Origin of the sequence: Microbacterium galbinum (genome assembly GCF_023101185.1) — a bacterium.
Taxonomy (GTDB): domain Bacteria; phylum Actinomycetota; class Actinomycetes; order Actinomycetales; family Microbacteriaceae; genus Microbacterium; species Microbacterium galbinum.
Window position 1 is genome coordinate 939,809 of sequence record NZ_CP078077.1, and the last position, 12,588, is coordinate 952,396.

13 protein-coding genes are annotated in these 12,588 nt (G+C 69.9%); 7 read left to right on the forward strand and 6 right to left on the reverse strand.

The window, feature by feature from the left end; all coding sequences use genetic code 11:
* Positions 1-35 precede the first annotated feature (35 nt).
* The 4 genes from KV396_RS04680 to KV396_RS04695 all read left to right on the forward strand — a co-directional run bounded on the left by KV396_RS04680 (position 36) and on the right by KV396_RS04695 (position 2,850).
* Positions 36-1,379, forward strand: coding sequence for a glutamyl-tRNA reductase (locus tag KV396_RS04680; RefSeq protein ID WP_247957009.1), 1,344 nt, complete (start codon positions 36-38; stop codon positions 1,377-1,379).
* A gap of 64 nt (positions 1,380-1,443) precedes the next feature.
* Positions 1,444-2,016 (forward strand): HhH-GPD-type base excision DNA repair protein, encoded by a 573-nt coding sequence (locus KV396_RS04685; protein WP_247957010.1) that lies wholly within the window; start codon positions 1,444-1,446, stop codon positions 2,014-2,016.
* Between the two features lie 7 nt (positions 2,017-2,023).
* The gene (locus KV396_RS04690; protein ID WP_247957011.1) at positions 2,024-2,428 is read left to right on the forward strand and encodes a VOC family protein; all 405 of its coding nucleotides are present in this window, start codon (positions 2,024-2,026) and stop codon (positions 2,426-2,428) included.
* Complete coding sequence (locus KV396_RS04695) at positions 2,425-2,850, forward strand: DUF1801 domain-containing protein (RefSeq protein ID WP_247957012.1); 426 nt, start codon at positions 2,425-2,427, stop codon at positions 2,848-2,850. The genes KV396_RS04690 and KV396_RS04695 overlap by 4 nt, the downstream gene beginning before the upstream one ends.
* 37 nt (positions 2,851-2,887) lie before the next feature.
* On the opposite strand, the gene KV396_RS04700 is transcribed toward KV396_RS04695, so the two are convergent.
* Both KV396_RS04700 and KV396_RS04705 read right to left on the reverse strand, forming a co-directional pair.
* Positions 2,888-3,370: a hypothetical protein gene (locus KV396_RS04700; RefSeq protein ID WP_247624399.1), complete on the reverse strand. Its 483-nt coding sequence runs from the start codon at positions 3,368-3,370 to the stop codon at positions 2,888-2,890.
* Between the two features lie 137 nt (positions 3,371-3,507).
* The gene (locus KV396_RS04705; RefSeq protein ID WP_247624398.1) at positions 3,508-4,893 is read right to left on the reverse strand and encodes a glycine--tRNA ligase; all 1,386 of its coding nucleotides are present in this window, start codon (positions 4,891-4,893) and stop codon (positions 3,508-3,510) included.
* 135 nt (positions 4,894-5,028) lie between these two features.
* Here KV396_RS04705 and KV396_RS04710 point away from each other — a divergent pair, with 135 nt between their 5' ends.
* The 3 genes from KV396_RS04710 (at position 5,029) to KV396_RS04720 (ending at position 8,471) form a co-directional block, all read left to right on the forward strand.
* A complete protein-coding gene (locus KV396_RS04710) occupies positions 5,029-6,498 on the forward strand; it encodes a peptide MFS transporter (protein ID WP_247624397.1) in 1,470 nt (489 codons plus the stop codon).
* Positions 6,499-6,568: 70 nt separating this feature from the next.
* Entirely contained in the window at positions 6,569-6,982 is a 414-nt protein-coding gene (locus tag KV396_RS04715; RefSeq protein ID WP_247957013.1) for a VOC family protein, read from the forward strand.
* A gap of 49 nt (positions 6,983-7,031) precedes the next feature.
* A complete protein-coding gene (locus KV396_RS04720; RefSeq protein WP_247624395.1) occupies positions 7,032-8,471 on the forward strand; it encodes an MFS transporter in 1,440 nt (479 codons plus the stop codon).
* Positions 8,472-8,496: 25 nt separating this feature from the next.
* Here KV396_RS04720 and KV396_RS04725 read toward each other — a convergent pair whose 3' ends face one another.
* The 4 genes from KV396_RS04725 to KV396_RS04740 all read right to left on the reverse strand — a co-directional run bounded on the left by KV396_RS04725 (position 8,497) and on the right by KV396_RS04740 (position 12,561).
* Complete coding sequence (locus tag KV396_RS04725) at positions 8,497-8,892, reverse strand: hypothetical protein (protein WP_247957014.1); 396 nt, start codon at positions 8,890-8,892, stop codon at positions 8,497-8,499.
* A gap of 32 nt (positions 8,893-8,924) precedes the next feature.
* Complete coding sequence (locus KV396_RS04730; RefSeq protein WP_247633718.1) at positions 8,925-9,860, reverse strand: serine hydrolase; 936 nt, start codon at positions 9,858-9,860, stop codon at positions 8,925-8,927.
* Positions 9,861-9,970: 110 nt separating this feature from the next.
* Positions 9,971-11,935: a M13 family metallopeptidase gene (locus KV396_RS04735; protein WP_247624392.1), complete on the reverse strand. Its 1,965-nt coding sequence runs from the start codon at positions 11,933-11,935 to the stop codon at positions 9,971-9,973.
* 65 nt (positions 11,936-12,000) lie between these two features.
* Positions 12,001-12,561 carry a DnaJ family domain-containing protein gene (locus KV396_RS04740; RefSeq protein WP_247957015.1) on the reverse strand — a complete coding sequence of 187 codons (561 nt, stop codon included), beginning with the start codon at positions 12,559-12,561 and terminating at the stop codon, positions 12,001-12,003.
* Positions 12,562-12,588: the final 27 nt, after the last annotated feature.

Below are 12,588 nucleotides of genomic sequence, written 5' to 3' on the forward strand. Positions count from 1 at the left end.
ACCTCAGCGTCGGGAGCCTCCGGTACAATCGAAGGGTGCTGCTGTGTGTCACGGCGAGTCACAAGACCGCCAGCTTCGATCTGCTCGAACGCCTGAGCCGCACCCCCGACGACGTCGCCCCCACTCTCGTGGGCATGACGCCGTGCGTGCAGGGTGCGGTCGTTCTCGCGACGTGCAATCGCTTCGAGGCGTACGTGGAAATGGACGAACCCGTCACTGCAGCCGGCGCGATCGGCGTCGAAGCCGTGCTCGAAGCGGTCGAGGCCGCGACCGGCGTTCCCGCCGATGAACTCGACGGCGCCTACACCGTGCACTCGGGCCGCCGCGTCGCCGAGCACCTCTTCTCCGTGGCTTCCGGTCTCGAATCCGTCGTCTCCGGCGAGGGCGAGATCGCCGGCCAGGTGCGCCGCGCACTCAAGTCGGCCCGCAAGGAGGGCACGACCTCCCCCGAGCTCGAGCGCCTGTTCCAGCGCGCCAGCCAGGCGCAGCGCAAGGTCAAGAACGTCACGGCCCTCGGCCGCGCCGGCCGCTCGCTGGTGCGCCTCGCCCTCGAGCTCGCCGATTCCCGCATCGCCGACTGGTCGGCCGAGCGCGTACTGCTCGTCGGCACCGGCGCCTACGCCGCCGTCACGCTCGCCACGCTCCGCGAGCGCGGCGCCGTCGACATCTCCGTCTACTCGCCGTCGGGTCGCGCCGAGATCTTCGCCGCGAAGCACGGCATCCGCCCCGTCGCCGAAGCCGACTACGCGCGCACCGCCGCCCGCTCGAGCCTGCTGATCACCTGCACCACCGCCACCGAGCCCGTGCTCGGGCCGCAGCACCTGCAGGCGCCCGCCGGACTCGCCGCGGCCGCTGCCGCGGGCTGCCCCGTCTCCCCTTCGACAGGCTCAGGGACCCAGCGTGGACAGCTGGTCGTCGACCTCGGCATGCCCCGCAACGTCGACCCGGCCGTCGCCACCCTCGAGGGCGTCGCGCTGCTCGACCTCGAGACCATCCGCCTGCACGCTCCGCTCGAAGAGCTGCAGGCCACGGATGCCGCGCGCACCGTCGTTCGCGAGGCCGCGGACACCTTCCATGTCGTGGGCGCCCGCCAGAGCGTGACTCCGTCGGTGATCGCCCTGCGCTCGCACATCTTCTCGCTGCTCGACTCGGAGATCGCCCGCGCCCGCGCGCGCGGCGACGAGGACGGCAAGATCGAGCAGGCACTGCGACACCTCGCCGGCGTGCTGCTGCACGAGCCGACGACCCGTGCGCATGAGCTCGCCGCCGCTGGCCGCGCCGACGACTTCGCCGCGGCCCTCGCGACGCTCTACGGCCTCTCGCCCGAGCAGCCCGCCGTCTCGGCCATCGACCCGCTCGACGACGCCGCCTCCGCCTGACGCCGGGGGCGAGTGCCCATCGCCCAGCGCCCCACAGGAAACCGCCCGATGCGAGAATGAACGCATGGCCCTTCACATCACCGGAGACACCGCCGCCGACGCTCTCCTGACCGACAACCCGCTCGCCCTCCTGGTCGGGATGCTGCTGGATCAGCAGGTGCCGATGGAGACCGCATTCGTGGGTCCGTTGAAGATCGAGCAGCGCACGGGCGCGACGGATGCCTCGGCGATCGCGAGCATGGACCCCGAGGAGTTCCTCGAGGCGTTCAAGACGACGCCCGCGGTGCACCGCTTCCCGGGGTCGATGGCGACGCGCGTGCAGACGCTGTGCCAGACGATCGTCGACGACTGGGGCGGAGACGCCGCCGCCCTCTGGACACAGGGCGAGCCGAACGGCGCCGAGGTGCTCAAGCGCCTGAAGGCACTGCCGGGCTTCGGCGAGCAGAAGGCGAAGATCTTCCTGGCGCTGCTGGGCAAGCAGTACGGATTCACCGGCGCCGGTTGGCGCGAGGCGGCGGGCGACTACGGCGTCGACGGCTCGTTCCGCAGCGTCGCCGACATCGTCTCGCCCGAGTCGTTGACGAAGGTGCGCGAGCACAAGAAGGCGATGAAGGCCGCCGCGAAGGCCGAGAAGTAGGCCGACCGTGCCCGCCGCACTCCGCATCGAACTCTTCCCGAGAGACCTCGGCCGAGCGCTCGCGTTCTACGTCGACGTTCTGGGATTCGAACTCGTGCAGGACGACCGGGGCCTCGCGAACCCGTATGCGGGGGTGCGCCGCGATGCGGTGCGGATCGGTCTGCTCGCCTCTCCGAACGCGATCGGCGACCGCCGCCCTCCGCTGGGCGTCGAGATCGTCATCGAGGTCGATGACGTCGCCGCGGAGCGCGAGCGGGTCGCGGCATCCGGAGTCGGGCTGGTCGATGACCTGCAGCGTCGGGCGTGGGGGCTGACCGACTTCCGCCTGCTCGACCCCGACGGGCACTTCCTGCGAATCACGGATCGCGCTGCGGCGCACGAACCCGCAGCCTCTGAAGGAGAGCCATCGTGAAGCCCACCGGCCACGACGTCGCGGGCCTGATCGCCCGGTCCTCCCCCGCGAAGCGCCGGAGGGATGCCGAGACGCTGACCGCCCTCATGCAGGAGGTCACCGGCCGGGAGCCGGCGACCTGGGGCACGATCATCGGGTTCGGGTCGTGCCACTACCGGTATCCGACCGGCACCGAGGGCGACTCCGGGCTGCTGGCCTTCGCGCCGCGCAAGGCGGCGACGACGATCTACCTGCTCGACGGCGTCGCCGCGCACGAGGAGGCCCTGGCCGCACTCGGCCCCCACACCACCGGCGCCGGATGCCTCTACGTCACCGACCTCGAGGAGATCGACCTCGACGTGCTCCGGGGCGTGCTCGAACGCTCGCTCGCCTGGGTCGAGGCGGGCGGCACCCCCGAGATGCAGCTCACCGTCACGGCCTGAGGCCGCGGCATCCTCTCGTCCCGGTGCGGCGCGGCGCTCAGCGCAGCACTTCGACCAGTGCCACCCACGACACGACGATCGCCGAGACGATGGCGAGCAGGCATCCGGCGGCGGCGAGGTACAGCCCCGACGGATGCCCCACCCCCACCAGCACGCCGGCGACGAGATACGCGGCCAGGGGCAGGAAGCCGATCAGATACTTGAGCGGCCGCGCGCGGTCGGCCGGGTTCGGGTCGCCCGCGATGAGCCGCGTCACGTTCACCTGGAACACCGACATCAGCAGTGTCGCCACGACGATGAGCACGCCGTACCAGGTGAGGTCGAGGCCGGGAACGAGCCCGATCGCCGACACGGCGAGCGCGAGCACGAGCGCCGCGATGCCCGCGAGAAGACGTGCGGTGAGCGTGCGCGACTTCACGATCTCGGCGATGTTGACGCTCGCGGCGACGATCACGAGGCCGGCGAGGGCCGCGGTCGCGCCCGCCATCGCGACGTTGAACTCGCTCCACTCCTCGATCATGCGGTCAGCATAGCCCCGCGCCGAACCACCCCTCTAGAGACGAAACACCCCTCTGCGAACGGTGCGCAGAGGGGTGTGTCGGGCGAAGAGGGGTGGCTCGGCATCCGCCCTGGATCAGGACGGACGGATGCCGCGGCTCACGCGCCCTTCAGGCGCTCGGCCAGGTACTCGTGCAGCTCGTCGATCGAGACGCGCTCCTGCGCCATGGTGTCGCGGTCGCGCACGGTGACGGCGCGGTCGTCGAGCGAGTCGAAGTCGACCGTGACGCAGAAGGGGGTGCCGATCTCGTCCTGGCGACGGTAGCGGCGTCCGATCGCGCCGGCGTCGTCGAAGTCGACCGCCCACGAGCTGCGCAGCGTGTCGGCGACCTCGCGGGCGAGCGGCGAGAGGCGCTCGTTGCGCGACAGCGGCAGCACCGCGGCCTTGACCGGCGCGAGGCGCGGGTCGAGCTTGAGCACGGTGCGCACGTCGGTGCCGCCCTTGGCGTTGGGCACCTCTTCTTCGCGGTACGCGTCGACGAGGAACGCCATCATGGCGCGCGTCAGACCGAACGACGGCTCGATCACGAACGGCGTGTAGCGCTCACCGGTCGCCTGGTCGAAGTAGGTCAGGCTCTGGCCCGAGGCCTCGCTGTGGCTCGACAGGTCGTAGTCGGTGCGGTTGGCGACACCCATGAGCTCGCCCCACTCCTTGCCCGCGAACCCGAACTTGTACTCGACGTCGATCGTGCCGGCCGAGTAGTGCGCGCGGTCGTCTTCGGGCACGTCGAACTGGCGCATGTTCTCGGGATCGATGCCGAGGTCGATGAACCAGTTCCAGCAGGCTTCGACCCAGTGCTCGAACCACTCCTGCGCATCGGCCGGCGGCGTGAAGAACTCGATCTCCATCTGCTCGAACTCACGGGTGCGGAAGATGAAGTTACCGGGGGTGATCTCGTTGCGGAACGCCTTGCCGACCTGGCCGATGCCGAACGGCGGCTTCTTGCGGCTGGCGGTGAGCACGTTCGAGAAGTTCACGAAGATGCCCTGCGCGGTCTCGGGGCGCAGGTAGTAGAGACCCGACTCGTCGTCGACGACGCCGAGGTAGGTCTTCACGAGGCCCGAGAACGACTTGGGCTCGGTGTACTGACCCTTGGTGCCGCAGTTCGGGCAGGGGATGTCGGTGAGACCGTTCTCGGCCTTGCGGCCCTTGCGCGCCTCGAAGTCCTCGATGAGGGTGTCGGCACGGAAGCGCTTGTGGCAGTGGAGGCACTCGACGAGCGGGTCGGTGAAGGTGGCGACGTGGCCGGATGCCTCCCACACGCGCTTCGGCAGGATGATGCTCGAGTCGAGGCCGACCATGTCGCCGCGACCGCGCACGAACGTCTGCCACCACTGGCGGCGGATGTTCTCCTTGAGCTCCGTGCCGAGGGGGCCGTAGTCCCAGGCCGAGCGTGAACCGCCGTAGATCTCACCCGCTTGGAACACGAACCCGCGGTGGCGGGCGAGGGCGATGACCTTATCGAGGCGGGACTGTTCGGCCATGGTGGCTCCAATGGTCGGATGCGAGTGGGATGCGGCACGCGGATGCCGCGGCATCCCCATTCTATCTGCGGGTCCGCGCGAGGTCGGAGCCTTCTGCCCCTCGTGCGCACAGGCCTCGAGGACTACCGTCTAACCATGAGTTCGACCGCCCAGACCCGCCCGCCCCGCGACGAGAACACCCGCTTCTTCGGGCAACCGTGGGCGCTCGTGCACGTGTTCGGCGTGGAGATGTGGGAGCGGTTCAGCTTCTACGGCATGCAGGGCATCCTGCTCATCTACCTGTACTACTCCGTGACCGAGGGGGGCCTCGGCATCCCGCAGGCGGTCGCCGGCGGAATCGTCGGCGCGTATGGCGGCTCGGTATACCTGTCGACCATCCTCGGCGCCTGGCTCGCTGATCGTCTCTTCGGCTCGGAGCGCGTGCTCTTCGTCAGCGCGATGGTCATCGTCGCCGGGCACCTCGCCCTCGCCCTGCTGCCGGGGCTGCTCGGCGTCGGGGTCGGCCTGATCCTGGTGGCGCTCGGCTCGGGCGGGCTCAAGGCCAACGCGACCTCGGTGGTCGGCACCCTGTACGCCCCGGAGGACGTGCGCCGGGATGCCGGCTTCTCGCTCTTCTACCTCGGCATCAACCTGGGCGCGTTCCTGGGGCCCATCCTCACCGGCATCCTGCAGTCGACCCTCGGGTTCCACTACGGATTCGGGTTGGCGGCGATCGGCATGACGCTGGGTCTCGTGCAGTACGCCTTCGGCCGTCGCGCCCTGCCCGACGAGGCGCGGCGCGTGCCGAACCCGCTGCCCGCGGCGCGCTATCCGATGGTCGCCGTCGTCGGCCTCGCCGCCGTCGCCGTCATCGTCGTGCTGGTGCTGCTCGGCGTCATCCGCGCCGACAACCTCGCGCCGATCGTGATCGGTGTGACCGTCGCCGCCGCGATCGCGTACTTCGCGGTGATCCTCTCGAGCCGCCGCATCGACGCCACCGAGCGCTCGCGCGTGTGGGGCTTCCTGCCGCTGTTCGTCACGAGCGTCGCCTTCTGGTCGCTCTACCAGCAGCAGTTCACGGTGCTCACGGTCTACTCCGACGAGCGTCTGAACCGCGACCTCTTCGGCTGGGAGATGCCGGTCTCGTGGGTGCAGTCCATCAACCCCGTCTTCATCATCATCCTGTCGGGCGTCTTCGCCGCGATCTGGACCCGCCTCGGCAAGCGCCAGCCGTCGACGCCGGCGAAGTTCGGCCTCAGCGCGATCATCATGGGAGTCGCTTTCCTGCTGTTCCTCCCGTTCGCAGGCGGCGGGCCGAACTCCACGCCGCTGCTGGCCATCGTCGGCATCCTGTTCGTGTTCACCGTCGCGGAGCTGCTGCTGTCGCCTGTCGGTCTGTCGGTGACGACGAAGCTCGCCCCGAAGGTCTTCCACACGCAGATGGTGGCGCTGTTCTTCCTCTCTGTCGCGCTCGGCACGGCGATCTCGGGCTGGCTCGTCGGGTTCTACAACCCCGACGACGAGGTTCCGTACTTCTCGATCCTGGGCGGCATCGCGATCCTCGTCGGCATCGGACTGCTGCTGTCGATCAAGCCGGTGCTGAAGCTCATGAAGGACGTGCGCTGACGCGCGGGCTTCCGGATGCCGGTCGCAGACGCCGTTCCGGATGTCGGATGCCGGTGACAGACTCGCCTGCATGGAACAACGCGTCAGCTTCATCACTCTCGCCGTGTCCGACCTCGCGCGCACCCGCGCCTTCTACGTCGACGGACTCGGATGGGAACCGATGTTCTCGGGCGACGATGTGCTGATGCTCCCGATCGGCGAGCGGCTCATGCTGTCGCTGTGGTCGATCGAGGGCTTCACCGCCGAGATCGGCGAGGCCCCGGCATCCGGCGTCGCCCCGATCACGCTCGCCCATAACCTCGCCACCCCGGCCGAGGTCGACGCGGTGCTCGCCGAGGTCGCGCTGCTGGGTGTGCCGGTGAGCGCGGGGCGCGATCGCGAGTGGGGCGGGTACTCCGGGTACTTCTCCGACCCCGACGGCTTCCGCTGGGAGGTCGCGGTCAACCCGGGCGAGACGGGTGATTTCGTGCTGCCGCCGCGATAAGCGGCTCCCGACGACCCTCGCCCCTCTCAGACGCCGATAGCCTGAGTCGGTGGGAGCGAACGACGACAAGGCCAGACGACGACTCTCACGGAACACCCCGCGGTGGGCGATCGTCGCAGTGCTCGCGTTCGCGGGGCTGTGCTCGTCGTTCATGTTCACCCTCGTGGTGCCGCTGCAGGCCGAGCTTCCGGCGCTGCTGAACTCGTCGCGTGAAGACACCACCTGGGTCGTCACGATCACGTTGCTCGTCGCCGCCGTCGCGACGCCGATCTCGGGCCGCCTCGGCGACATGTACGGCAAGCGCCGCGTGGCGATCGTTCTGCTCGCCCTGCTGATCGTCGGGTCGCTGATCGCCGCCCTGTCGGGCTCGATCATCGGCGTGATCATCGGGCGCGGACTGCAGGGTGCGGTCACGGGTGTGGTGCCGCTGGGCATCGCGATCATGCGCGACGTGCTCCCTCCCGAGCGCCTCGGCACCGCGGTCGCCCTCATGAGCGCGACGATGGGCGTGGGCGGCGCGCTCGGCATGCCGATCGCCGCGTACCTCGCGGTGAACGCCGACTGGCACGCCCTGTTCTGGCTCGCCGCCGCCCTCGGCGCGGTGGGGCTGCTGCTCATCTTCTTCGTCGTCCCCGAAGACGTGCTCCGCTCCCCCGGTCGTCTCGACGTACTCGGTGCGATCGGCCTCGCGATCGGCCTGACCGGCATCCTGCTCTTCGTGTCGCGCGGCGCGGAGTGGGGCTGGACGTCGCTCCCGACCCTCGCCTGCATCATCGGCGGAGTCGTCGTGCTGCTGGTCTGGGGCTGGTATCAGCTGCGCACGACCGATCCCCTGCTCGACCTGCGCGTCGCCGCACGCCCCGCCGTGCTCTTCACGAACATCGCCGCGATCGGCATGGGCTTCGCGCTCTTCGCCTCGAACGTGACCTTCCCGCAGATGCTCGAGATGCCCGCCGGCACCGGCGCCGGCTTCGGCCTCGACATGATCTCGGCCTCGCTCGTGGTCATGCCGGCCGGTCTCGTGATGATGGTGATCTCGCCGCTGTCGGGTTGGCTCGAGCGCACCGTCGGTCCCCGCCCGCTCTTCACGGTGGGTGCCGCGGCGATCGTGCTCGCCTACGTCTTCGTGCTGCTGCTGTCGAGCGAGGTGTGGCACATCCTCGTCGGCAACCTGCTCATCGGCGTCGGCATCGGATTCACCTTCGCCGCGATGCCGATGATCATCATGCGCTCGGTTCCGGCGAACGAGACCGGCGCCTCCAACGGCCTCAACGCGCTCTTCCGCTCGGTGGGCACGTCGAGCGCCTCGGCCGTCATGGGCGGGGTACTCGCGGCGATGAGCATCGACGTCGACGGCGTCGCGGTGCCGACGCACGATGCGTTCCAGGTGTGCTTCTGGTTGGCGATCGCCGCCGGCATCGTGGCCCTCGTGCTGTCGCTCTTCATCCCGAAGCAGCGCGCCGCCGAACAGCATCCGTCGCTGCCCTGAGCGGGCTTCTGTCCCGGAGAGCCGGTCAGAGGGTGCGCGGATCGGGGTCGTCGGGGCGGGGCGGACGCAGGCGGCTCGGGATCGGCCACGGCAGCTCGAACCGCTCGGTCGGCGGACGGGTGACGTCGCCGAAGTCGTCGACCTTCACCACGATGCGCCCCGGCACGCCGTCTCGATCGGGGGTCACTTCGACGATGCGCACCCGCAGCGGGCGATCGGCTTCGCCGTCGAGCATCCACGGATCGGCGAGCCAGGCGATGCCCCGCTCTTCGAGGGCGGCCTCGGCGTCGAGCCAGTCGGAGGGAGCGGATGCCGGGCGCCCGAGCACATCGACGGCCAGCCAGTCGTCGCCCGCCGGGTGGATCCAGCCGAGCAGCTCGCCGTCGTCACGGCGGTGCGGGGTCCAGTCGGGTCGGGTCATCCGACGAGCCTAGCGAGGGGCCCTTCTCGGGGTCAGTGCGTGTACTCCATGAGTTCGACTCCGAGCACGCGGAACGCGTCGTGGGCGCGCAGCCGGTGGGTGATCGAGAGGTCGTCGAAGCAGACGATGAGCGAGTAGGCCACCCCCGCGCGCGGGCCGGCGAGCACGCCCGCCTCGGCGCGCACGCCGCGGTCGCGCCCCGTCTTGTTGACGAAGAGGAGGCCGTGCGCGTCGTGGTCGTGCGCGAACGGATCGAGACCGGTGGATGCCGCGACCAGGCTCAGATCCTGGTTGAGGCTGAGCCACTCCGACACGCGGGCGCTGACCGCTGCGTCGACGACGGCGGAGTTGACGAGGGCCGAGAAGAGACCCGCGAGCTCGCGGGTGGAGCCGACGGCCACCTGGGGGGCGTCATCGGGCCCGCGCTTGTCGCGGAACCGGTCGAGCACGGCCGTGCGTCGCAGCCCGAGCGCTTCGATGCGTCCGCGCACCCGGTCGTGGCCGACCTTGCGGAGCAGGGCGTTGACGGCGATCGGGTCTCCGGCGGTGGCGGCGAGTACGGCGAGGTCTTCGAGCGGCAGCGCCGGAGCATGCAGGTGCCGCCACAGCCCCGAGGTCGAGACCTCGTCGACGCTCGATCGGTCGATGATCTCGAGCGGGTCGAGAGCGCCGCTCTCGAACCCCGCCGCGACCTCGATCAGGAGCGGCACGACACCGAGTCCGGCCACCGGCATGGTGACGTGGTCGTCGCCCGCGAGCACATGCACGTGGCTGTCGAGATCGACGACGTGCACCGAGACCTGGGCTCCGGAATCGACCAGATTCTCGAGGGCGCCGAGCGTCGCGGTGAACGAGCGTCGGCCGACGGCTGCACGCCGGGGACTGCGCCTGCTGGGGCGCTGCGAGCGACGCAGCACCGCGTTCGAGCCGTCGACAGGCTCGGGAATCGAGGGTTGGGGGGAGCCCACGCGTGATCCTTACCGGGGGATGGATGGCGGGATGCCGAGGGGCTCGTCCCCCGCGGCAGGGCTATCGTAACCCCGCCGCGTGGGACGGCCTCACAGACTCCGGTGATTGGTCACCAGATCGTCACGCGTGCGTCTTCTGCGAGCCACAGAGCGTCGCCGGAGGTCACGTCGAACGCCTCGTAGAACGCGTCGATGTTGCGCACGATCTGGTTGCAACGGAACTCGTTGGGCGAGTGCGGGTCGATCGTGAGCAGACGCAGCGTCTCGGCATCGCGGCTCTTCTGCTGCCACACCTGCGCCCACGAGAGCAGCAGGCGCTGCACACCCGTGAGCCCGTCGATCACGGGTGCCTCGGCCCCGTTCAGCGAGAGCTCGTAGGCCTTCAGCGCGATGCCGAGACCGCCGAGGTCGCCGATGTTCTCACCGATGGTGAGCGCGCCGTTGACGTGGTGCTCGGCATCGAGCCCCTCGGGCACCAGCGCGTCGTACTGCGCGATGAGGGCCTTGGTGCGCTCCTCGAACGCCGAGCGGTCGGCATCCGTCCACCAGTCCTCGAGGCGACCGTCGCCGTCGTAACGGCTGCCCTGGTCGTCGAAGCCGTGCCCGATCTCGTGACCGATCACGGCGCCGATCCCGCCGTAGTTGGCGGCCGCGTCGCGGGACGCGTCGAAGAAGGGGTACTGCAGGATCGCGGCCGGGAACACGATCTCGTTCATCGACGGGTTGTAGTAGGCGTTGACCATCTGCGGCGGCATGTGCCACTCGGTGCGGTCGATGGGCTTGCCGACCTTGTCGATGTTGCGGTCGTGCTCGAAGGTCGAGGCCCGGCGCACGTTGCCGAAGAGGTCGTCGCGGTCGATCTCGAGGGTCGAGTAGTCGCGCCACACCTCGGGGTGCCCGATCTTCGGGGTGAAGGAGTCGAGCTTCGCGAGCGCACGCTCGCGCGTCTCGGCCGTCATCCACTCGAGCTCGGTGATGCTCTGCCGGTAGGCCTCGATGAGGTTCGCGACCAGCTCGTCCATCGCGGCCTTGGCCGTCGCCGGGTAATGCCGCTCGACGTAGACCTTGCCGATCGCCTCGCCGAGGGCCCCTTCCGTGAGCGAGACGCCGCGCTTCCACCGCTCGCGGAGGGTGGGCACGCCGGTGAGCTGGGTGCCGTAGAAGGAGAAGTTCTCCTCGACCAGGTCGTCGGTGAGGTACGCCGCTGCGGCGTGCACGACCTTGGCGCGCAACCACGCCTTCCAGTCGTCGAGGCGCTCGGCGGTGAGCAGCGTGCCGAGGCCCTCGAAGAAGCTCGGCTGCGACACGACGACCTCATCGAAGGCACTCGGGTTCGACGGAGTGACCGCCTCGCGCCACGGCGTCAGATCGACCCCGGCGAGCTCCTGCAGCTCATTCCAGGTCTTGAGGTTGTAGGTGGCGACCGCGTCGCGGCTGCGCACGTTGTCCCAGTGGTGGCCGGCGAGCTCGGTCTCGAGCGCGATCGCACGATCGGCGTTCGCCGCGGCATCCGTGATTCCCGCCAGCGCCAGCAGGCGCTCGAGGTGCGCGCGATACGCCGCACGCGTCTCGGCGAAGGTGTCGAGACGGAAGTAGCTCTCGTCGGGGAGCGACAGCCCGGCCTGCACCAGCACCGGCACGTAGCGCTCGGGGTTGCCGGGATCGCCGTCGACGTAGAGCCCGATCACGGCGGCGCGGCCGTCGCGGTCGTAGGCGCCGACGGTGCGCAGGAAGGAGGCGACATCGTCGATCGCGTCGATCTCGGCCAGGGTCTCGGCGAGGGGCGCCGTGCCGGCGGCGGCGATGCGCTCGGTGTCCATGAAGCTCGCGAAGAGGTCGCCGATCTTGCGCGCGAGGGTGCCGGGCTCGGCATCCTGCGACTCCTCGATGATGGCTCGGACGTCTTTCTCCGCCTGCTCGGCGAGCAGGTGGAACGATCCCCAGCGAGCCTTGTCGCCGGGGATCTCGGTGCGGTCGAGCCACGCGCCGTTGACGTGGCGATAGAGGTCGTCCTGCGGGCGGATGTCGGAGCTGAACTCGTCGAGGGCAAGGCCCGAAGGAAGCGCATCAGTCATACGCTCCACCCTAGGACGCACCCCCGACATCGTGTCCAGGGCAGGTGCGATTCCGTCACACCGCGTCAGCGTCTGCGCAGTCCGAATCGCCGTCGCCTCGGGGTCTCGGAGGCGTTCGCCCCGGCAGCCGCCGCCCGCTCGGCACGGCGTCGCGCCCACGCCTCGACCTCGACCTCCACGTCGCGTGGCTCGGTGACGACGGGCGGTCCGCCCTGGAGCTGCCGACGCGCGTCGCGCACGCGACGGTTGAAGTCCTCGAGCACGGAGCGCACGTCGGCTTCGCGCCCGAGCAGATCGAGCTCGGCATCCAATCCCCGATCCTCCGTGCGCAGCAGCAGCGCGGGCGGTCCGAGACCGGTGAGGTTCTCGGTCTCGATCTTCCGGCGGATCCACCAATCGGGATCGTGATGGTCGCCGAGCCCTTCGAGCGGCTTGCCGGCGCCCGGCAGATCGTCGAAGTCGCCGCGTCGGATGGCGACCTGGATCGCCGTCTCGATGAAGGCGGCGCGATCGACGGCCGCGGCGATGCCCGGCGCCGCGCCCTCCTCGTCGTCGATCTCGTGACCGTGGCGACGCGCCTGCTGCCGCGCCCGATAGCGTGCGGCCTCCTCGCGGGGATCCGTCATGACGCTCCGATCTGCTGCATCCGATCT